Source organism: Arthrobacter sp. JUb119 (assembly GCF_024807995.1).
Classification (GTDB): Bacteria; Actinomycetota; Actinomycetes; order Actinomycetales; family Micrococcaceae; genus Glutamicibacter.
The window spans coordinates 1,289,191-1,306,681 of sequence record NZ_JANUFE010000001.1 but is presented as its reverse complement, the minus strand read 5'-3'; the positions used below and the strand labels follow the sequence as shown (position 1 = coordinate 1,306,681).

The following is a 17,491-nucleotide window of genomic DNA, read 5'->3' as shown; positions in this document are numbered from 1 at the left end:
CAGCTTGTCATTGCGCTTGTGCGAAGCCAGGATCTGGCGGTGTGCCGCCTCGTGCGCCAGGAACGCGAATTGGGTGAGCAGCAGGCCCAAGGCTGTGGCCATCAGCAACTGGAACCAGCTGTCTCCCAGGAGGATGAAACCGGTAACGGTGCCGGCTAGCAGCACCGTCAGCACGATGCCCAACCCGAGATAGTGCCCGCGGCGGCGGCCGACCAGTCCAGCTTCGGTGACCAGCTTCTTGACGTGGAAGAAGCTCTTGGGGTCGCCCGGCTTGACCGTTGGCCCTTGGGGATGGAGTGTTGCAGTGCTGCTCAAGAAAATATCCTTGGGTACTAGGCGTCGACCTCGCAGTCGAAAGAACTGAAAAACTCGGCTCCCATAGTGCCAATCCTACGTTGGATAGCTGTGAACTTGCCAGTGCAATAAGTGCCCAAGTGAGGCCCTAGAAATGGGCCGTTAGTTGACCCTGTGCAACTTCCCATCGGGCGTCCAGTCGCACATTCTCCAGCAAGCGCCGATCATGGGTGACCAGCAGCAGTGCTCCGGTGTACGCTTCCAGGGCTTCTTCGAGCTGTTCGATGGCCGGTACGTCCAGGTGGTTGGTCGGCTCATCGAGCACCAGCAGGTTCACCCCGCGGGCCTGGAGCAGCGCCATGGATGCGCGGGTTCGCTCGCCGGGGGAGAGCGAATCCACCAGGGCCGAGGACTGGTCGGCCTTCAAGCCGAACTTGGCAAGCAGGGTGCGCACCTCCGCGGCGGAGTACTCGGGCACTTCCAATTCGAAGGCTTCGCCCAGTGGCAGGTCGCCGGGCAGCTGGGTGCGCGCCTGGTCGATTTCTCCGATATTCACCGAACTGCCCAGGGATGCCGAGCCGCTGTGCGGGGCCAGCTTGCCCAGCAGCAGGTTCAGCAAGGTCGACTTGCCTGCTCCGTTCGGGCCGGTGATGCCAATCCGGTCCCCGGCGTTGACCTGCACCGAAACCGGTCCGAAAGCGTAGTCCCCGTGGGATACCGAGGCCTCGTTGAGCGTGCACATCACCGAGGACCCGCGCTCAGCCGCGGCGATGGAGAACTGCAGGACCCATTCCTTGCGCGGTTCGGCCACTTCGTCGAGCCGGGCGATGCGCGATTCCATCTGGCGCACCTTGGCGGCCTGCTTTTCCGAGGACTCGGAGTTGGCCCGGCGGCGGATCTTGTCGTTGTCCGGCGCCTTGCGCATGGCGTTGCGCACGCCTTGCGAGGACCATTCGCGCTGGGTGCGGGCGCGGGAGACCAGATCGGCTTTCTGGTTCTCGAACTGCTCGTAGGCCTCACGGGCATGGGTGCGGTTGATGGCCCGTTCGGCAAGGTACGAGTCGTAGCCGCCTTCATAGGTGGCTACCTGGTTCTGGGCCAGGTCCAATTCGATGATGCCGGTGGTGCAGCGGGAGAGGAACTCGCGGTCATGCGATACCAGGATCACCGGCGCGCGCAGGGAATTGATGAAATGCTCCAAATGCTCCAGGCCCTCGAGATCGAGATCATTGGTCGGTTCATCGAGCAGCACCGCATCGAAGCGGGAGAGCAGCAGGGCTGCCAGAGCCACGCGGGCTACCTGGCCGCCGGACAGGGCAGTCATCTCGGTTTCTACCGGGAGGGTGAAACCGAGCTTGGCCAGCACCTCGGGGATGCGGTCTTCCAGATCCATGGCGCCACAGGCCATCCAGTGGTCGAATGCAGCGGTGTAGGCGTCGTCCGCACCGGGCTTGCCGCTGCCAAGTTCTTCGGCGGTGGATTCCATGGCGGTGGTGGCGGCGGCGCAACCGGTGCGGCGGGCCAAATACGCGGTGATGGTTTCACCTGGAATGCGGTCGTGTTCCTGGGGCATCCAGCCGATGAACGCAGAATCCGGGGCGGTGCTTACCGTTCCGGCCTGCGGGGCCGCGGCCCCGGCAAGCAGCGAGAGCAATGTGGACTTGCCAGCGCCGTTGGCACCCACTACGCCGTAGACATCACCGGGTGCGGCGGTGAAGTTCAGATTCGAGAAGAGGGTTCGGTGGGCGTGGCCGCCAGTCAGGTCCTTGGCCACGAGCGTTGCAGTCATGGCTCCAATTCTAGTTCCAGTCGGACGCGGAATATTTCCGGTGTGCCCTAGGCAATACCGGGCGAGAGTATTAGTCTATTAGCATGCATGCAGATAATAAGATTTATGCTCCGGATCCTTCCTCGGATTTCGTGGAGCTGGCCGCGGAAGTCTTCGGCTTGCTGTCCGATGCCACCCGGATCCGGATTGTGCTGCATCTGCGCCGTGCCGGTGAGCTCTCGGTCAACGCGCTCGCGGAACTGGTCGAGAAGAGCCCTTCGGGGGTATCCCAGCACCTGGCCCGTTTGCGCATGGCGCGCATGGTGACCACGCGCCAGGACGGAACCAAGGTCCTGTACAGCCTCACCGATGAGCACCCGGCGCGTCTGGTCAGCGAAGCGATCAAGCAGGCGGAGCATTCGGTATCCAACGGACAGCTGCCGCTGCACCACGAAGCCCCGCAAGGCTAGCGGCAAAAGATACGGGAGTCGGCAAAGATGCTCGCAGTACTCAGGGACCAGGCGTACGCCAAGCTTTTCAGCGCCCAGATGATTGCGCTGCTGGGCACGGGCCTGCTTACCGTTGCCCTGGGCCTGCTGGCTTTCGATATTGCCGGCAGCAACGCGGGATTAGTGCTTGGGCTGGCTTTGACTGTGAAGATGGTCGCCTATGTGGCCGTTGCTCCTGTGGCCAATGCCCTGGTTTCCCATATTCCGCGCAAACCCGTGCTCATCGGGTCCAACATCATTCGTGGACTAGTGGCGCTCTGCCTCCCATTCGCCAGCGAAGCGTGGCAGATCTATGTGCTGATTTTCGTACTGCAATCAGCATCGGCGACCTTCACCCCCGCGTCCCAAGCGGTCATTCCCTCGATCCTGCCCGATGAGCGGGATTACACCCGGGCCTTGTCGCTGTCGCGGCTGGCCTATGACATGGAGTCGTTGGCCAGCCCGATGATGGCGGCCGCGCTGCTGACCGTCACCAGTTACCACAACCTCTTCGCCGGGACCGTGCTCGGCTTTGCCGCGTCTGCTCTGCTTGTTGCCGCGACGCGCTTCCCGGCGATCCCGCCGCCCCAGAAGTCGCTCTTCTTCCATCGCCTCACCGGGGGAACCCGGGCATTCTGGGCGGCACCGGAACTGCGCAGCCTGATGGCGCTGAATCTGGTGGTCGCCGCGATCTCCGCCATGGTCATCGTCAACACAGTGGTGCTGGTGAAGGGGGATCTGGGCCGTTCGCAGGTGGATGTGGCGCTGCTGCTCGGAGCATACGGTGCAGGTTCGATGGCGGTGGCACTGGGCATGCCGGGGTTGCTGGAGCGATTCGAAGACCGCAGCGTGATGCTCGCAGGCGCCGTGATGGTGCCGCTGCTGCTGTTCGTCGGTGCCGCTGTGATCGGCTGGGGCGAGGGTTCTGGCCAATGGGCCGGGCTCCTTGGCCTGTGGCTGGCCCTGGGTGCGGCGACCGCAACTATCCTCACGCCCTCGTCGAGGCTGCTGCGCCGCAACAGCACCGAGCAAAACCGCCCCGGTGTTTTTGCCGCGCAATTTTCCTTGTCCCATGCATGCTTCTTGCTGACCTATCCGGTGGCCGGCGCCCTGGGCGCTTCGATCCGCCTGTGGGGTGCGGCTCTGGTCCTGGTCGGCATCGGAGTGGTCGGTACGGTGCTGGCATTTGCCTCGTGGCGCCCGGAAACGGTTTCGGCGCACCAGGCTGATCCGATACCCAACGCCAATTCTTGAGCTGTCGTCTTCGGGATTTATGCGCGGCTGCACGGCAACAGGCCGGTGGATCGTGTTCCAAGTACCGTGCAGCGGCGGAGCGGTGCGCTCATCCTGCCACCGCCGGTCGGCCAATTACTAGCTGGCGAGGCACGGGCGCCGATGACAGGATGGTTGCCGTGTCTCGCGGGACGGTGAGATGAATCCACTTATTTCAAAAAGTTCTTGCTGTGTTGTGGCTCACTTGCTACAGTCTTACCGCTAAAAGGGATTCCGATCCCATTCAGTGGGAACACTTACCTTCAGATTAACATGAAAAGGGGTCATTCTGATGGACGATCAGCTGAACCTCGGCGAGAACAACCTTCCGTTAGCAGGCGTGCGCGTGCTGGAACTTGGAAACTTCATTGCTGCTCCCTTCGCTGCCCGGATCTTTGGCGATTTCGGCGCTGAAGTAATCAAGATCGAGCGACCTGATGGGGGAGATGAACTGCGCGACTGGCGCAAGGCCCGCGGTGAAACCTCCATGCTCTTCCGCACTATCGCGCGCAACAAGAAATCTGTCGAGCTCGATTTGCGCAGCGAGCTAGGTGCGAGGGCAATTAAGGAAATCATCAGGACCACAGATGTGCTGATCGAGAATTTCCGTCCTGGCACTTTGGAAAAGTGGGGGCTTGGCCCTGAGGTGCTCAGTGTAATCAACCCTGAACTGGTGATCGTGCGTATCTCGGGCTACGGTCAGACTGGACCCTATAAGGACCGCGCCGGATTCGGCAGTTCTGCTGAATCATTTGCCGGATTGCGCTACATCACCGGCGAACCCGACCGTCCCGCAGGACGGGCCGCCGCCTCCTTGGGTGATACCGTCGCAGGTCTCTACGGAGTCATCGGCGCCTTGATGCTGATGTTCAACAAGGCCAAGGGAGGGAGCAACCAGGAGCAGAACGTCGTCGATGTGGCACTGTACGAAGGTGTCTTCTCGCTGCTCGAATCACTGGTCCCGGACTACGATGCCTACGGCATGGTCCGCGAGCGTACCGGCGGCCGGCTTCCAGGAGTGGTGCCTACCGGCTCCTATACTTGCCAGGATGGCCTGGAGGTGGTTATCGGAGGGAACTCCAACTCGGTATTCACCAGGTTGATGCGCGCTGTCGGGCGCGAGGACCTGGCCAACGACCAGTCCCTTTTAACCACCGAGGCTCGCGGTTCCCGCGAGGCAGAGCTCAACGGAGCCATCGAGGCATTCACCGGATCCCTGCCGCTGCCGCAGGTGCTCGACGCGTTGGATGCGGCCGGGGTTCCGGCGGCTCCGGTCTACGACGCTGCCTCCATCGCCCAGGACGAGCACTACCTTGCCCGCGGCATGATCGAGACCCACGAAGTGAAGGTCGACCAGGAGCCCGAACTGATCCGCTTCCCGGGCGTGGTGCCAAGGATTCCCGGCCACCAGGGCGAGGTCAAGTGGGTCGGCCCGGACCTGGGGGAGCATACAGAGGAAGTCCTCAAGGACCTGGCTGGCTTCGATGAAGGGCAGATCCGGGCCATGGGCAACAAGGCGGTGAAATGATGCGGATCGAAATCACCGACGTGTTCTTGCGTGACGGATTGCAGGACGAACCGGTCATCGTTTCTACGGCCGACAAGGTGAAGATCGCCCGAGCCACCATGGACGCAGGTGTCGAGCGCATGGAGATCGCGTCATTCGTCAACCCGAAGCGCGTGCCGCAAATGGCCGACGCCAGCGACGTGTTGTCCGCGCTGTCCATGGAATCCAGGGTGCGTTTCACGGTCCTGGCCCTGAACGGCCAGGGCATCGCCCGGGCGGCAGCTGCCGGAGCGCGCGAAGTCCAGGTGGTGGCGTCGGCCAGCCAGGCGCACAGCAATGCCAACGCCGGTGCTGGCATCGAGAAGTCACTGGCCTCGCTCGCGGGCGATGTCGCAGCCCACCCGGAAACCGGATTCCACGCCGGGATCTCCACCGCCTTCACCTGCCCCTACGAGGGCGAGATCGACCCCTCTCGTCTCCTGCAACTGGTACGCGCCTTCAAGTCCATGGGCATCACGGACATCGGGCTGGCTGACACCCTCGGAACCACGCCACCGCAACGCCTGATCGACAGCGTGAAGCACATCCAGGACGCTGAACCCGACCTGGCCTACTCGTTGCACCTGCACAATGCCCACGGCCTGGCCCTGGACACGGTGAAATTGGCCATCGATGCGGGCATTACCCGCTTCGATGCCGCACTGGGCGGCTATGGGGGCTGCCCATTCGCTCCGGGCGCGGCAGGAAACCTGTCCACAGAAGAGCTCGTGGATTTTCTGCACGCCGAAGGGCACATCACAGGAATTGATCCTTCAGGGCTCGCAAAGGCCACCGATCTGGCCCGCGCAACGATCTCCAACGCACCACCTGTCCAAACAGATTCCCTCTCCATCCACTAGGCAACCAGGCCTGCCTTCACGGCTGGCCATGCAACGGCCTTCCGCGCAAAGACGCCGGTAGCCTTGCAAGCCACGAAACATCGGGAGAATACGATGTCAAAGACCAACCAGGAAGCCCAGCTTCCGCGTTCCATCCAGGGTGAAGACCAAGACCTTCTGCGGCGGCTGAACGAAAAGGCCCAGCTGCCCAAGGGCGCCCACCACGCCAACCCCCGGCACTTCGCCATCTCGGGCCTGCCGATCTGGCTTTACCTGACCATGGCCGCAGTAGTGCTCATCGCAGCCGTGACCGGCAAGCTTCCCGGCGGCATGTTGCCAGGCTTCGCCGTCGCGATGCTGCTGGGCGGCCTGCTGATCTGGTTCGGCAACCTGTTCCCGATAGTCCGTGACTTCGGGCTGCCGACGATCCTGTGCACCTTCGTCCCGGCGCTGGTGATGTTCTACGGGTTCATGCCGGAGGCGATCATTACCGTGGTCACTGACTTCATCACCACCCACGGGTTCCTTGACTTCTTCGTGGCCGCGGTGATCGCCGGCTCGATCCTCGGCGCGCCGCGCGCCCTGCTGCTCAAGGCAGGTCCGCGCTTCGCGATCCCGCTGGTTTCCTGCATCCTGATCTCCTTTGCTGCAATCGGACTGATCGGAGCCGTAGCAGGATTCGGTTTCTGGAACGCGATGCTCACCGTAGCGGCCCCGATCATGGCTGGCGGCCTGGGCCTGGGGGCGGTGCCGATGAGCGAAATGTACGGCGCCCAGACCGGGCAGGATTCCTCGGCATTCATGGGCGACCTGATGTCGGCTGTGGTCGTCGCCAATGTCTTCTGCATCCTCTTCGCCGGAATCCTCAACGGACTGGGCAAGCGCAAGCAGCTGTTTATCGGCTTCAGCGGCAACGGCGACCTGATGCGCGTGAAGGGAACCAGCAAGGAGCTGTCCAACCCGCCCAAGCGCACCATGGCGAGTTTCCTCACCTTGGGCAAGGGACTGGTGCTGACGGCAGGGCTCTACGTGCTGGGGGAACTGCTCGGCGGGTTCTTCGCATTCCTGCATCCCTACGCCTGGATGATCATCGTCGTGGCCGCGCTGAAGATCTTCGGGTTGCTGCCCAAGGATATCGAGGAAGCCACCACCGACTGGGGCGAGATGATCACCTCGGTGCTGGTCCCGGCGCTGCTGGTGGGCGTGAGCATTTCCTACATCGACATCAACGAGGTCTTGGCTTCGCTGGGCGACCCGATGTTCATCGTGCTGGTGGTCATTACCGTGCTGATCGCCGGACTGAGCGCCGGAATTGTGGGCTGGCTGCTGAAGTTCAACTTCGTCGAAGCGGCCATCACCCCGGGCCTGGTCATGGCCGACACCGGCGGTTCGGGCGACGTGTCGGTACTCAGCGCGTCGGAGCGCATGCACCTGATGCCGTTCGCGGCCCTTTCCAACCGCATCGGAGGGGCCTTCGTGCTCTTCTTGACTACACTGCTGGTGCCATTCATGGGCTAGCGAACCGCGGCGTGCTCGCCAAGGATCCGGTCCACGCATCGATGGCGGGGCCGGATCCTTTTGGTGATTGCCGGGGTGGCGCTACCTCTGGTCGCTGAAGGCCGCGGAGATCCTCGCTGCGGTGCCCGCTACCAGCTGGCCGTGATCGGTGCCGGGGGAGACTTCGCATCGCGAGAGCGGCATGGCCAGGCAGATCGAAGCAATGATGTGATCACTCTGGAGTACCGGTGCGCTCACCGATCCCAGCCCGGGAGTGCGCAGCCCCACGGATTCCACCCAGCCGTGGCTTTCGATCGAGGCCATGGCCTCCTGGTCGAAGGCCAGCAGCCGTCCGCTGGAACCATGCGGCAGGGCGAGGCTTGCTCCTGGGGGCAAGGTCGCCTTCAATTCGTGCCGGGAATCCACGGAGCTGATGCAAACCCGATGATCGCCGCGGCGAATCCATAGTTGCGCCGTCTCACCGGTCGCATCGCGCAGTTCGGTGAGGTGTCCGAGTCCGACCAGTTCAAGCCGGCTGCGCACGAACCGCCTCCCCAGGCTGTAGTTGCCCGACGGCTCGCGCTTGAGGAAGTCGTACTCGACTAGGCTCAGTGCCAGCCGGTGGGCGGTGGAAGTGGACAGTCCGGTTTGGCGGGCCAGCTCGCTGGCCGTTGCATCACCGAATTCGAGCGCGTCGAGGAGCTGGCAGATGCGTTCCAGCTGCCGATTGGTCGTGGGTTCAGTCATGGAGCGGGCCTTTCAGGGTAACGGGTAAACGGGCGGTGGCGTGGTCGGTGCTCGGGGATTGAATCAGTGATTCCTACTGTATGGGAAGTGGATTTCGCTGGCCAGTAATGAATACTGCCCTGGGGTCTAGTGATCCTCGATACGTACTGATATTGTATTCCCGCTGAATAGCAATTGAATCCCACTACATAGGAATATCAGGAGGTCGTCATGGCCAATTACAGGATTACGGTCATTCCCGGTGACGGGATCGGGCCGGAAGTCGTCGACTCGGCGCTGAAGTTGCTCGGAGAGGTCCAGGAGCAGTTCGGGTTCACCCTTGACTACGTCACCTACGATTTCTCAGCTGACCTGTACCGGCGCACCGGGCGCAAGATCACCGCTGCCGACATGGACGAGATTGGAAAGAGCGACGCAGTGCTCTTCGGGGCCATGGGGCTGCCCGACGTGCGAGACGAAGAAGGCCTGGAACTTGGAGCGCAGGTCGAGATGCGCGCCCACTACAAGCTGTTCGCCAGCCTGCGTCCGGTCAAGCTCTTCAAGGGTGTTCCGAACGCGGTACGGGCTGAGAACATAGACATGCTGGTGATCCGTGAGACCTCCGAGGGCATGTTCGCAGGTCTGCACGACAAGCATGAACCCAGCGATGTGGAAGCCACCGACCGGATGACCATCACGCGGGCGACCTGTGAAACGCTCTTTGCTGAGGCCTTCGACCAGGCCCGGTCCCGCCGCAAGCGCGGTACCCCCGGCCGGGTGACCCTGCTGCATAAGTCCAACGCCCTGCGCAGCAACGTGCTGATGGAAAAGGTCTTCGACGAAGTCGCAGCGAAGAATACCGACATCGATAGCAGCAAGTACTATATTGACGCCGGTTCGATGTACATGGTGACTGATCCGGGGCGGTTTGACGTGATCGTCAGCGAGAACATTTTCGGCGACATCACTTCGGAAATTGCCGCCGGTCTAGTTGGCGGACTGGGCGTGGCACCTTCGGCTGATGTGAGCCGGACCCACGGGGTCTTCCAGCCGTCGCATGGCAGCGCGCCGGATATCGCCGGCACTGGCAAGGCCAATCCCACAGCAATGATCCTCTCTGCCGCCATGATGCTCGACTGGCTGGGAGAAAAACGCGAGGATGAAGCGCTCGTCTGCGCTGCACGCAGCATTAACTCCGCTGTCCAAGAGGTGCTCGCCACCGGTCCGCGCTCGGCCGATCTGGGCGGGAATGCCAGCACCGGGGAAGTGACCGACGCGGTACTCCGCGCCCTGCAAGCCTCCGCAAGTATCCCGGCCGGATCCTGAAAGGATAATCATGACCTGGAAAGTCCTATTCATCAACCCATTAAATGACTACATCGACGGCCTGAAAGCATCGACTCCCGAAGGGTTCGAGCTGGTGGTATTGCCAGCTGGCACCAGCGTGGAGGAGCTGGTAGCCGAGGCAGCTGACGCAGACTTCATCATTTCGGGCATCGAGGTCCCCGAAGAAGTCTTCCGTGCAGCCACCCGCGCGAAGTTCATCCAGTACATGAGCTCGGGTTACGGCCAGCTGCCGTTGGGGGTGCTCAACGACCTGGGCATTCCCGTGGCGCAAATGAAAACCCATTCGATCTCGGTGGCCGAGCACGCGGTGAGCCTGATCCTTAACTTGTTGCGCCGTATTCCGTCCTCGATGCAGCTTTTGCGCGAGGGCAAATGGCGCCAGGACCTGGATGAAGCCTCCTATGCGGAACTGTATGGCAAGACCGTGGGAATCGTAGGCCTGGGAAATATTGGGCGTTGGGTTGGCAAGGTGGTGCACCATGGCTTCGGTGCCAACGTCGTCTACTACGACACTGCCCAGATCCCGCTGACAGTGTCCGAGCTGATCTCGGCACGGGCGGTGTCATTGGAGACTTTGATGCGCGAATCCGATGTTGTCTGCGTAAGCCTTCCGCTGAATCAGGGGACCGGCAAGCTCATTGGACGCGAGGAACTGGCCATGATGAAGGCGTCCGCCGTGCTGGTCAATGTCGGTCGCGGCGAGGTCATCGATGAAGAGGCATTGATTGACGCCTTGCGCACCGGGAGCATTGCCGGTGCCGGGCTGGATGTCTTCGAACTGGAGCCGCTGGAACTGGGCAGCGAGCTATTGAGCCTGGACTCGGTGATCTGCACGCCCCATATGGCGGGGGTGGGCTGGGAGAATGTGCAGCGGAGGCTGGCCACAGTTTGGGACAACATCGATGCCGTTTTGCGCTCAGAAGTTCCTCTTGGGGTCGTCACCGAAACCAGGCGCGTCCCGATAAGCGGTGCCGTAGGTTGATCCGCCGGTTGGCCAGGCCTGTCTATCCTGAACAGGAAGACCGGTTTGGCTGACTAGGTCCTGGGACCTCACCGCGCGGAGCGCAGCATTTCCAGGACCTGGTCCTGGCCCACTTGCCCGAAGTCCTCGTAGAAGGCTCCGACGGCAGTGAAATTTTCCGGGGTGAGCAGTTGGCAGATGCCATTGACCCGGGGTGCCAATTCGGCAGCCGTTCCAGGCGAAGCCACCGGAACTGCCAGCGTGATGGAGGCGGGATCCAGGTCCTGGATAAGATCCAGCGCGGCCTTCATCGTGGCGCCCGTGGCCATTCCGTCATCGCAAAGCAGCAGGTCGCGCTCGGCCAGATCGGGGCAGTAGTCCTTGAAGGTGCTGGCCAGAGCCAGCAGGTCGGCACCGGTGCCGCGTTCCAGGGATTCGAGTTCGTCCTTGCCGAAATACTGCAGAGCCCGGCGGTAGATCGCCTCGTTGATGTGGCGAGCGCTGCTAATCCCGTACCGGGCAATGGCGCCGAATGCCAGTTCGGGATTGCGCGGCACCCCGAGCTTGCGCACTGCCACCGCGCCCAGTGTGGCCCCGAGGGCCTTGGCCACTTCATGGGCGATGGGCACTCCGCCGCGCAGCAAACCCAGCACGGTGTATTCGCCGGCGGGCAGCAGGGTGGACAGCTTCATGCCCAGCGCGGCGCCGGCATGGCTGCGGTTTTCGAACACTGTGCTTCTGCCTGTTGCCATAGTCCAAGTCTTGCCCAATGGCGCCCGATTGCAAGGGGGCTGCGGGAAATATCCAGCATTCCGAGTTCTGCGCGGTGATCAGGTGCCGCCACCGGATGCCGGCGAAGAAGTGCTGGCCGTGCGTGGCGGGGAGCTTGAATGTTTATGGCCAGGAACTATTTCCGGGCAGACCCGGGTTGGACCCAGGATTCCGGGCGCTGCTAGAGACCCAGGAGGGACCGGGTGCGCTGGTATTTCTTGGCCAGCCGCTGCCGGGTAGCCTGATCCAGCTGGCTTGTGCGTTCCGGGTCGGTGTTATCGGCCAGGTCCGCTTCCTTGACCAGCAAGGCCAGCGCATTGCCGCGTACCCCGGCGCAATATTCTTCCAGGCTCTGCCCGGGCCGCTTGCTCAGCAGTTCCACCGCCACGATGACCGTGTCGGGAATGCCTGCGGCACGCAGGTCCGCCGCGCTCACGTCGCAATCCTCGATCACATCATGCAACCAGGCGGCTGCGATGGCTTCTGGCGAACCGCCGAGGTCGCGGGCGTGCCCGGCCACTCGTGCCGGATGCCCGATATACGCGGCGCCGAGCTTGTCGACCTGTCCTTCGTGGGCGCCGGACGCGATGTCCTTGGCCGTATCGATCATCGATTTGCGCTCGCGCATAGTCCGCCTCGCTGGGTAGTTCCTGTCGAGTCCCACTCTACGCAGGGCGGCCGGCATTTGGGGAGGTAGCCTGATCCTTGAACTTCCACGTGCCTGCAGGGTGCAGCCGGCCGGCCCGGCGAGGGCAGCCGAGCCAAGGGCCGGTCCAGCAGCCGTTGCCGGACCGGCCCGGTGTCCCAGTGCGGAACTAGCTGGAGGCTTGTCCCAAGTTCTGGAACTTTTTCTGCCGGCGCTCCAACCGATCTGCTTCGGGAATGGCAAGGGCCAGGGAGATTTCCGCAGCAATAGCCGTTCCGAGTTCCTGGCAGAACTCGCGCGGCCGGGTGGCAGCGTCGTCGAACTCGTCCACCACGTGGTCCACCAGGCCAAAGGCGCACAGCGAAGCAACGCCGATCTTCTGCTGGCGGGCCATATCCGGGGCATGGCTGGTACTGCGGTGCATGATGGCGCTGGCGCCCTCGGGTGGCAACGGCGAGAGCCAGGAATTGCGGGCTGCGATGGTCCGGTCCGCCGGCAGCAGCGCCAGTGCGGCGCCGCCGGTACCCTGTCCGAGGAGCACCGACACCGAGGGGGACCGCAAGCCGATCAATTCGCTGAGCGAACGGGCAATCTCTCCGGCCAACCCGCCTTCCTCTGCCTGCACCGAGAGCTCGGCGCCGGTGGTGTCGATGATGGTGACCAGCGGCAGGCCGAGTTCCTGGGCCAGTTGCATCCCGCGGCGGGCCTCGCGCAGCGAGGCGGGCCCGAGGCTGGCCGTGTCCGGGTGCCGCGGCCGCTGCTGGCCGAGCACCACGCAGCGCTGTCCTGCGAACCGCGCCAACGCCAGCATCAGCCCGGGGTCTTTCTCTCCCTGTCCGGTTCCGTTCAAGGGCAGCGCGTCGTCAGCTGAGGCCAGCAGCATCCGGGTGTCCGGTCGGCGCGGGTTCCGGCTGGCTTGCACAGAGCGCCAGGCGTCCTCGTCCGCACTGCACGAGATGCTGCCCACCGGTGCCGGGAAAGCGCCGGAATCTCGTACCGGCTGCAGGATCTGCAGTGCCCGGTCCACTAGCTGCGGAAGGTCCTGCGGCGGGACAACCGCGTCGATCAAGCCCTTGCGGAACAGGTTCTCCGAGACCTGGACGCCCTCCGGGAAGTCCTGTCCGTAGAGTGCCTGGTAGACCCGTGGACCCAGGAAACCCAGCAGCGCCCCTGGCTCGGCAACGGTGATGTGCCCCAAAGAGCCCCAGGAGGCCATGACACCGCCGGTGGTGGGATGGCGCAGGTAGACCAGATAGGGAAGTCCTGCCGCCTTGTGCCGGCGGACCGCATCGGTGATGGCGACCATCCCCAGGAAGGCCAAGGTGCCTTCCTGCATGCGGGTGCCCCCGGAAGCGGGCCCCGCCAGCAGCGGCAGTCCGGCCGCCGTTGCGCGCTCGATGGCCGCGACAATGCGCTTCACGGCAGCCTGCCCGATGGAACCGGCCAGGAAGTTGAATTCCGAGACGATCACCGCCACTTCGCGGCCCTGGATCAGCCCCTTGCCCGTGAGCACCGATTCATCGGTGCCGCTTTTTGCGCGGGCGGCATCGAGGTCGGCCGCATAGGATTCGCTGAGCTCGGGCTGCTGCGGCTGGCTGTCCCAGGACTCGAAGGAGTCTTCATCCAAGACGATGGACAGTAGCGCCGACGCGTCAATCCGTTGGGTTCTGGTGCTCATGACTGGTCTTCCTTCCGCTCTTCGAGCCAGCGGTCCACGTCCGCTGCATCTGCATTGAGCAGGGGCGGAGCGGTATGCGCCTTGCGGGTGGTCTCCTTGCTGGTGGCGGCATCGAAGAAACGCAGGGGAGGGCCGGGCAGGCTGACCCTGCCGAGCACTTCGTGCTCCACCTCCACGATGAGCCCTTGGGATTGGACCTGGTCCCAGTCATAGACCTCCTCGATGGAGCGCACCTTTCCCGCTGGAATGCCGGCTGCGTCAAGGGAGTTGAGCAGCTGCGCCGCATCGTATGCGCTAAAAGCCCGTTCGATTAGCTCATTGAGCGCCGCGCGGTTCTCCACGCGCTGGGAGTTGCTGGCAAAGCGGGGATCCCCGGCGGGCAAGCCGAACCGGGAGGCGAAGGCCTGCCAGAGCTTTTCGCTGCCGATGCTGATCTGCACTTTCCCATCGGCACAGGAATACAGGCCGTAGGGTGCAATGGAGGGATGGTGGTTGCCGATGGCTTGGGGATTCTCCCCGGCCACGGTCTGCCGGGTGCCCTGGAAGGCATGGACCCCGATGATCGAGGCCAGCAGGGAGGTGCGGACCACTTGGCCGCGACCGGTCCTTTCGCGTTCCAGCAGCGCTGCCAGCGCCCCGTACGCTCCATACATCCCCGAGAGCAGATCCGCGATGGGCACCCCGACCTTCTGCGGATCCTCCGGGCCGGAGCCGGTAATGGACATCAGCCCGGCCTCGCCCTGCAGGATCTGGTCGTAGCCGCTGCGGTGGGATTCGGGGCCGTCGTGCCCGAAGCCGGTAATGGACAGGATCACCAGCCGCGGATTCAATTCATGGAGCACCTCGACGCTGAAGCCGAGCCGGTCCAGCACGCCGGTGCGGAAGTTCTCCATGAGCACATCAGAGTTCCTGACCAGGTCGGCCAGCTTGGCTTGGTGCGCGGAATCCTTCAGGTTCAGCGCAACAGACTGCTTGTTGCGATTGCATGACAGGAAGTAGGTGGCCTGCCGGTTGTCTTCCGGCCCGACGAAGGGTGGGCCCCAGCCGCGGGTGTCGTCCCCGGTGCCCATCGCTTCGATCTTGATGACCTTGGCACCCAGGTCGCCCATCATCATTCCGGCATGAGGCCCGGCCAGTGCACGGGTCAGGTCAAGGACCACGTAGCCGCTCAGGGGGCCGGTGCCGGTGGCCAGGGTTTCTTCGGGTTGGACTGTAATCGAGCTCAAGAGATACCTCCTAGGAGTGGAAAGATTGGCGATTCCGCTGGTGCCTACAGCCAGCCGGGCAAGACCAGCAGCGCCCAGGCCAGGACAGGGCCGGCCAGGACGATGATGCCGCCGTAGCCCAGGACCTGCTTGTAGAAGCGGTCCTTGTCGGTGCCTTCCGGGGCGTTGGCAAGGACCAGGGCGCCGTTGGTGGAGAAGGGCGAGACATCCACGATGGTCGAGGCGATGGCAAGTGCGCAGATCAATCCGGTAGCGCTGATCGAGCCCGAGCCCAGGAACGGGATCGCCAGCGGGATGAGCGCGGCCAGGATGGCAGTGGATGATGCGAAAGCCGAGACAACGGCGCCGATGTAGCAGATGAGCAAGCCCGCAAGCAGCGGTGCTCCCAGGGTCGCCACGGCGTTCGAAGCGTATTCGATGGTGCCGGCTTCCTCCAGGACTCCGACGAAAGTGAGCATGCCGCAGATGAGCAGGACCGTGGACCAGCTGATCTTGTTGACCGCCCCCTTCTGGGCAGCGGGGTTGACCAAGGCCAGGACGACAGCGATGGTGATCGAAACGAAGCCGACGTCCACCTTGAAGCCCAACGCGATCACGGCCAGGGCGACCAGGCCGAGGATGGTCATTGCCTGGCCGAAGCGCTGGCCCGGGGCATGCGGCGCGGCGCCGTCGCCGGCAGGATCGCGGGGACCGTAGGTTCCCGAGCCGCTTCCCTTGAAATCGACATCGGCTGCCTGCGAGCCCACGGAGACCGACAGGCGGGCCTCGGCAACGCGTTCGGCGATGGCGCTGGCCCGCTGGCCAGCCAGTTTGCGCCCGCCCAGGACCAGGAACAGCACGATGGCGATCACCAGGTTGAAGGCGAAGCTGGTGAGGAACAGGGCGGTGGGGCTGAAGGCGAACCCGGCTTCCTGGATCAGCCCATTGACGATCACGCCGTAGACGGCGATCGGGGAGAAGCCGCCGGCTTGCGCGCCGTGCACGATGAGCATGCCCATCATGAGCGGGTTGATCTCGTATTTCTGCGCGAAGCGCAGGCCGATAGGGGCGATGATCGCCACCGCTGCCGGGCCCAGGGCGCCGATGGCGGTAATGGCTGCGGTGATGGCGAACATGACCCAGGGGATCAGCGAGATCCGGTTGTCGACAAGTTTCACCGCCCGGTCAACCAGGATGTCGATGGTGCCATTGTTCTGGGCTATGGCGAAGAGGTAGGTGACCCCGACCAGGGTCAAGAACAGCCCTCCGGGGAAGCTGGCGAGAATGTCCTTGGCATCCATGCCGAGGAATATCGTGCCGAGCAGGAAGGCGCCAACGAAGGCCAAGGCTCCCATGTTGATCGGGAACATCGTGGCAATTATGAACATCACCGCCAAGACGATGATGGAGACGAGTGCGACAGACATGGGAAATCCTTTTCGGGAGGCTTTGCACTGAATGGTTTTGGTGTGACGGGTGTCACTGGCTCACTGGCCTAGCCTCCTAGACTCTCGGTGTCTTGTCAAGGTAATTTTCGGTGTAAGTTTGATGAAGAACACATTTTCAGGTGGGGAGTGGTTGTGGCTGAAGCCAAGAAGGCCAGGGCGTTCGCGAAGGTGCAGCGTCCTCGGCTCTATGAGCAGTTGATGCAGCAGATCCTGGCTTTCGTCGAAGCAGAGCAGTTGGGGCCCGGTGACCATTTGCCGGCCGAGCGCGAGCTGGCAGAACAGCTCGGCGTCTCGCGAGCGACCCTGGCCCAGGCCCTGGTGGCGCTGGAAGTACTCGGGGTCATCGACGTGCAGCATGGAACCGGCGCGGTGCTCGTGCACCGTCCGAGCGTCGCCACGGTGCTGCGCGAACTGCGCGAGCACAAGAGCCGGTTGCCTGATATCGTCGAGGCGCGCAGTACCTTGGAGGTCAAGCTGGCCGCGCTGGCTGCCGCCCGCCGCACCGAGGCGGACCTGCGCAAAATCGATCACGCGCTGGAGGTGATGGCCGCGGAAATTGGCGAGGGCGGCCGTGGCGAGCGCGGTGATGAGCTTTTCCACGAGGCAATTACCGCTGCAGCTAAATCAGCGGTTTTGCAAAAACTCATGACGTTTATCGCCGAGATGGTGCTCGAAACCCGCATCGAATCGTTGGGGCAGCCAGGACGCCCGGAGCGCTCGCTGGAGTCGCACCTGAAAATCGCCGATGCGATTCGCCGCGGCGATGCCACGGGTGCCGCCGCCGCGATGGGCGAGCATATAGAAATGGTCTCCGACGTGGCCCTGCTCAGGGACGGCAGGTAGCCGCAAAGCCGTTCAGCCAGTTGCTGCCGGGCGTGGCTGGCGCTTTTCCGCCGGAGCCGTTTTCTTCGATGTCCGGGCGGCTCGAGGTGCTGCCGGCCGCTAGCTTTTGCTATTCTCCCGCGCGCAGTGCGCGGAAGGCCTCCGTGGCCGGAGGTTGGCCTG

At 63.4% G+C, this 17,491-nt stretch carries 15 protein-coding genes and 1 pseudogene; 8 read left to right on the top strand and 8 right to left on the bottom strand.

Features of this window, described 5'->3' with window-relative positions:
* Together M2368_RS06050 and M2368_RS06045 are read right to left on the bottom strand one after the other, a co-directional pair.
* Window positions 1-315: pseudogene (locus tag M2368_RS06050) on the bottom strand (acyl-CoA desaturase); the annotation flags it as partial.
* A gap of 127 nt (window positions 316-442) precedes the next feature.
* Window positions 443-2,083 (bottom strand): ABC-F family ATP-binding cassette domain-containing protein, encoded by a 1,641-nt coding sequence (locus tag M2368_RS06045; protein WP_498724183.1) that lies wholly within the window; start codon window positions 2,081-2,083, stop codon window positions 443-445.
* Window positions 2,084-2,166: 83 nt separating this feature from the next.
* Here M2368_RS06045 and M2368_RS06040 point away from each other — a divergent pair, with 83 nt between their 5' ends.
* From M2368_RS06040 to M2368_RS06020, 5 genes are all read left to right on the top strand, one after another.
* The gene (locus tag M2368_RS06040) at window positions 2,167-2,532 is read left to right on the top strand and encodes an ArsR/SmtB family transcription factor (RefSeq protein WP_105658020.1); all 366 of its coding nucleotides are present in this window, start codon (window positions 2,167-2,169) and stop codon (window positions 2,530-2,532) included.
* 27 nt (window positions 2,533-2,559) lie between these two features.
* On the top strand, window positions 2,560-3,804 hold the full coding sequence (locus M2368_RS06035) for an MFS transporter (RefSeq protein WP_498724182.1): 1,245 nt from the start codon (window positions 2,560-2,562) through the stop codon (window positions 3,802-3,804).
* A 310-nt stretch (window positions 3,805-4,114) separates the two neighbouring features.
* Window positions 4,115-5,350: a CaiB/BaiF CoA transferase family protein gene (locus tag M2368_RS06030; RefSeq protein WP_498724181.1), complete on the top strand. Its 1,236-nt coding sequence runs from the start codon at window positions 4,115-4,117 to the stop codon at window positions 5,348-5,350.
* Window positions 5,347-6,228, top strand: a complete 882-nt coding sequence (locus tag M2368_RS06025) for a hydroxymethylglutaryl-CoA lyase (RefSeq protein WP_286134517.1) — start codon at window positions 5,347-5,349, stop codon at window positions 6,226-6,228. Before M2368_RS06030 ends, M2368_RS06025 begins: the two co-directional genes overlap by 4 nt.
* A gap of 93 nt (window positions 6,229-6,321) precedes the next feature.
* The gene (locus M2368_RS06020) at window positions 6,322-7,725 is read left to right on the top strand and encodes a 2-hydroxycarboxylate transporter family protein (RefSeq protein WP_105661065.1); all 1,404 of its coding nucleotides are present in this window, start codon (window positions 6,322-6,324) and stop codon (window positions 7,723-7,725) included.
* Between the two features lie 81 nt (window positions 7,726-7,806).
* Here the strand turns inward: M2368_RS06020 and M2368_RS06015 are convergent, their stop codons facing one another.
* The gene (locus M2368_RS06015; protein ID WP_105661066.1) at window positions 7,807-8,451 is read right to left on the bottom strand and encodes an IclR family transcriptional regulator; all 645 of its coding nucleotides are present in this window, start codon (window positions 8,449-8,451) and stop codon (window positions 7,807-7,809) included.
* Window positions 8,452-8,661: 210 nt separating this feature from the next.
* Between M2368_RS06015 and M2368_RS06010 the strand changes: the two genes are divergently transcribed.
* Together M2368_RS06010 and M2368_RS06005 are read left to right on the top strand one after the other, a co-directional pair.
* Window positions 8,662-9,756, top strand: coding sequence for an isocitrate/isopropylmalate dehydrogenase family protein (locus M2368_RS06010; RefSeq protein WP_105661067.1), 1,095 nt, complete (start codon window positions 8,662-8,664; stop codon window positions 9,754-9,756).
* A gap of 10 nt (window positions 9,757-9,766) precedes the next feature.
* The gene (locus M2368_RS06005; RefSeq protein WP_105661068.1) at window positions 9,767-10,759 is read left to right on the top strand and encodes an NAD(P)-dependent oxidoreductase; all 993 of its coding nucleotides are present in this window, start codon (window positions 9,767-9,769) and stop codon (window positions 10,757-10,759) included.
* Between the two features lie 68 nt (window positions 10,760-10,827).
* Here M2368_RS06005 and M2368_RS06000 read toward each other — a convergent pair whose 3' ends face one another.
* The 5 genes from M2368_RS06000 to M2368_RS05980 form a co-directional block, all read right to left on the bottom strand.
* Window positions 10,828-11,490: a phosphoribosyltransferase gene (locus M2368_RS06000; RefSeq protein ID WP_105661069.1), complete on the bottom strand. Its 663-nt coding sequence runs from the start codon at window positions 11,488-11,490 to the stop codon at window positions 10,828-10,830.
* Between the two features lie 200 nt (window positions 11,491-11,690).
* On the bottom strand, window positions 11,691-12,137 hold the full coding sequence (locus tag M2368_RS05995) for an HD domain-containing protein (protein ID WP_181148970.1): 447 nt from the start codon (window positions 12,135-12,137) through the stop codon (window positions 11,691-11,693).
* Window positions 12,138-12,324: 187 nt separating this feature from the next.
* Window positions 12,325-13,833, bottom strand: coding sequence for a carboxyl transferase domain-containing protein (locus tag M2368_RS05990; RefSeq protein ID WP_498724179.1), 1,509 nt, complete (start codon window positions 13,831-13,833; stop codon window positions 12,325-12,327).
* Window positions 13,830-15,059, bottom strand: a complete 1,230-nt coding sequence (locus tag M2368_RS05985) for a CaiB/BaiF CoA transferase family protein (RefSeq protein WP_332488669.1) — start codon at window positions 15,057-15,059, stop codon at window positions 13,830-13,832. The genes M2368_RS05990 and M2368_RS05985 overlap by 4 nt, the downstream gene beginning before the upstream one ends.
* Window positions 15,060-15,103: 44 nt before the next feature.
* Entirely contained in the window at window positions 15,104-16,465 is a 1,362-nt protein-coding gene (locus tag M2368_RS05980) for an SLC13 family permease (RefSeq protein WP_105658024.1), read from the bottom strand.
* 153 nt (window positions 16,466-16,618) lie between these two features.
* Here M2368_RS05980 and M2368_RS05975 point away from each other — a divergent pair, with 153 nt between their 5' ends.
* On the top strand, window positions 16,619-17,329 hold the full coding sequence (locus tag M2368_RS05975) for a FadR/GntR family transcriptional regulator (RefSeq protein ID WP_332498674.1): 711 nt from the start codon (window positions 16,619-16,621) through the stop codon (window positions 17,327-17,329).
* The last annotated feature ends 162 nt before the right edge of the window (window positions 17,330-17,491 follow it).

Bases quoted from the DNA above. Each gene is read 5' to 3' on its own strand.
- M2368_RS06030 (WP_498724181.1), top strand. From the start codon at position 4,115: ATGGACGATCAGCTGAACCTCGGCGAGAACAACCTTCCGTTAGCAGGC.
- M2368_RS06025 (WP_286134517.1), top strand. From the start codon at position 5,347: ATGATGCGGATCGAAATCACCGACGTGTTCTTGCGTGACGGATTGCAG.
- M2368_RS05980 (WP_105658024.1), bottom strand. From the start codon at position 16,465: ATGTCTGTCGCACTCGTCTCCATCATCGTCTTGGCGGTGATGTTCATA.
- M2368_RS06010 (WP_105661067.1), top strand. From the start codon at position 8,662: ATGGCCAATTACAGGATTACGGTCATTCCCGGTGACGGGATCGGGCCG.
- M2368_RS05990 (WP_498724179.1), bottom strand. From the start codon at position 13,833: ATGAGCACCAGAACCCAACGGATTGACGCGTCGGCGCTACTGTCCATC.
- M2368_RS06000 (WP_105661069.1), bottom strand. From the start codon at position 11,490: ATGGCAACAGGCAGAAGCACAGTGTTCGAAAACCGCAGCCATGCCGGC.
- M2368_RS05995 (WP_181148970.1), bottom strand. From the start codon at position 12,137: ATGCGCGAGCGCAAATCGATGATCGATACGGCCAAGGACATCGCGTCC.
- M2368_RS06020 (WP_105661065.1), top strand. From the start codon at position 6,322: ATGTCAAAGACCAACCAGGAAGCCCAGCTTCCGCGTTCCATCCAGGGT.
- M2368_RS06040 (WP_105658020.1), top strand. From the start codon at position 2,167: ATGCATGCAGATAATAAGATTTATGCTCCGGATCCTTCCTCGGATTTC.
- M2368_RS06045 (WP_498724183.1), bottom strand. From the start codon at position 2,083: ATGACTGCAACGCTCGTGGCCAAGGACCTGACTGGCGGCCACGCCCAC.
- M2368_RS06015 (WP_105661066.1), bottom strand. From the start codon at position 8,451: ATGACTGAACCCACGACCAATCGGCAGCTGGAACGCATCTGCCAGCTC.
- M2368_RS06035 (WP_498724182.1), top strand. From the start codon at position 2,560: ATGCTCGCAGTACTCAGGGACCAGGCGTACGCCAAGCTTTTCAGCGCC.
- M2368_RS06005 (WP_105661068.1), top strand. From the start codon at position 9,767: ATGACCTGGAAAGTCCTATTCATCAACCCATTAAATGACTACATCGAC.